Here is a 2,732-nt window from a genome sequence, read left to right as displayed (position 1 = left end):
AGATCAATTTTGGCAACCCGAGAAAGGGGTGATAGACCCCGGCTGGTTGCGATGGAGGGATAGATTCTTCGGCTTTTGTTCCTCCCGATTGCTACGCCCAATATCAATCAGGGGTTCCCTATTAGTTTAGCTCACCGTTAGGTGGGACGCCGTCCAGAAAAGCATTGTATCTCTTCTCTGGACGGAGGGACGCGACGCGCCTCCCACACAAGGCGATTCAAACGTCCTCTGGGGACCGGCTTCTGGCCCGGTTGCGATATCAGGCGCTACGAAATGAGCTGACCGTGATGGAATTTAGAGCGAGCGTGGATTGATCAGAGAGGCGAAAAGCAGTTTTGTCGAATTTCTGAAAGAAAGCGATCCGATCGGTTATCGGAGTTATCGGTGCGGCAAAAACCCTGACTGACGTAGGGGGTAAAAGGAGGAGCGATCAAAAATTTGGGAAACGCTTCGCGTACACCGAATCAGTGATGAAGGGGCGTCATACCGCCCCACGTTCCCGCCAAAGGATGGCTCTTTTCCTCCGCTCACGGCTGTGGAGGAGCACGGATGCCGCAGGGATGGCGAACCTTTGAATGAAACACCACGTGCGGCACACCGGCTCGATCATCGAGCGATGTCTCGGCCGGCGCAAAACACCGTTTGTTGGGTGCGACAGCCATGCGCGCGCCGTGTTCGCGCCAGGGTGCTGCCGCAGTTGGTCGCGCCAAGCCAAGTGGCCCAGTTTGCGATGTCCCACCATCAGGGATTAAACCATCGCGTGTGACCGGGTTTCCGAGATCGTTCGAGTACTCCGGTGAACTTTACAGTGTCGGACTCGATGTGAAAGCGCAGCGTGTAACCGGCTACCTGTTGATCGCCATTTTGACCGCCGCGGGATGGGGCCGTTCCGCGTCAGGTTGGTTCTGGAATACGGGAACCCCCGCTACTCCCCACCCAGCGGTTGTCCGGGTGATTGCCCTCGACACACGCGGGGCTTCACTGGGGACGGGCACACTCGTGGCGGTCAACGAATATCACGGCCTGGTGGTGACAAACTGGCACGTCGTAAGAGACGCCCGGGGAAGCATTCTTGTCCAATTTCCCGATGGATTCGCGTCACCGGCCACCGTCCTCAAGGTGGATCGGGAATGGGACCTGGCAGCGCTCGCCGTTTGGCGCCCCAGGGCGAAGCCTGTCCCCATCGCTGTCGACCCTCCGAGGCCGGGCGACGTCCTCATGATCGCTGGGTACGGTCAAGGGGATTACCGCGTCTCTTACGGGCCGTGCACGCAGTACCTGTCACCCAGTCCTGGTTTGCCTGCTGAATTGGTCGAGCTTCGGGCGACGGCTCGGCAGGGAGACTCGGGGGGCCCAATTTTCAATGCTCGGGGAGAATTGGCCGGTGTTCTTTTCGGATCGGGATTCACAGAGACAATGGGGGCCTACTGCGGTCGAGTACGCAGTTTTCTCTTTCCGCTCAAGGAAACGTTTGACAAGTTGCCGCCTCCCGATCCCTTGCTGCTCGCCGCAAATGCTGTAGGACCGCCGGGGCGGTCCCCCGCCAACAGTATAGCAACTCCGCAGGGGAAAAGCCTGATTCCCACCCAGCCAGTTTCGCCTGTTGGGTCACCGCCGGTAACTCTTCCTCTTACCGCTTCTGATAACACCACGGGGCGTGTGGCAGGAGACCCATCGAACGCCACGAGCACGATTTTGCCTTCTCAGGATTCCTGGCCGGGGTCTTCCGGAACCGGCGAGTATGCCGCCAGCGACGTCAATGCTTGGCGGCCGGCTGAGCCGCTCAGTGACTCCCAACACGGAGCTGATCTAGCGGCCAGTGCTTATTCTTCCGGTAGGGTGCCAAATGACACCGGGTCTTCTGGCTTCGATTCCAGTGGGGCTGGGCCCTCCAGCGTGCCAGGGTATTCGACGGGCTACAGCGGCGACACCCAAACAAATTCCGGCCTTGGGAACGAATATGCGCGTGCTCAAACGGAGAAAGACGGTTTTAGCGATTCTTCGGATTACTACGGGTTGAGCGATTCCCGACATTTCGACGGAGTGAGCACCGACTCTCCATCGGGATATGATCGTGGGCTGACGGATAACCATGCGGGAAACGCCCGAGATTTTTATGCCAAAGACGACTCGGGAGCACGTTCGGCCGGAAAATTTGACAGAGTTGGCGATACTGCAACTGAGAAGGGTACGTCCCGGCGTGGAGAGGAAACCGGGCGCCGGCCGTACGAGGCCTGGGATTACTGGTCGAGTAAACCCTACGAATCTTCGGAAGATTCCTACGGCCAGGGGCAAAGCTTAGCTTCGTGGACGGGCAGTTCTGAAAAAAGCTCCTCGGCCGGTGGACACCGGACAACGCAGAATTCGCGTGAGGACCGTCGCCGTCACGGAACGGCAACCGCGAGTATCAACACGCGGTCGGGTGGTACGACTTCTTCCGGGAAAAGTGAAGATTTCCCCAGCGGAAAAAACGCTTGGAATTTTTACCCGACCGGTCATCCGACCGACGGTCACAGAGAAGACGCAGGTGAGGACCTCTCACACACGATCGAAAGCCGAGAAGACAGCGGGAAATACAGTAATTCGAGTTCCGATTGGGATTATTCCCCGATCCCGGTGGATGACGCGGAGCCGGGGTCTGGAGAGTCGCCATCTTCGCCAGGCTGGCCTGATTTCGGAAACGGGGAAGAATCCGCTTCAGGAAGTGCCGGGAAGAGTACTTCAGAGAGGCG

The 2,732-nt window shown here is 58.5% G+C and carries 1 protein-coding gene; it reads left to right on the top strand.

Features of this window, described 5'->3' with window-relative positions; genetic code table 11:
- Nucleotides 1–762: 762 nt before the first annotated feature.
- On the top strand, nt 763–2,732 hold a 1,970-nt coding region (locus H5U08_RS15110), incomplete at its 3' end, for a trypsin-like peptidase domain-containing protein (protein ID WP_297034858.1).

It is taken from the genome of Thermogutta sp., assembly GCF_014359955.1.
Classification (GTDB): Bacteria; Planctomycetota; Planctomycetia; order Pirellulales; family Thermoguttaceae; genus Thermogutta.
Note: the sequence above shows the minus strand (reverse complement) of the source record. Positions and strands in the feature narration are given on the sequence as shown.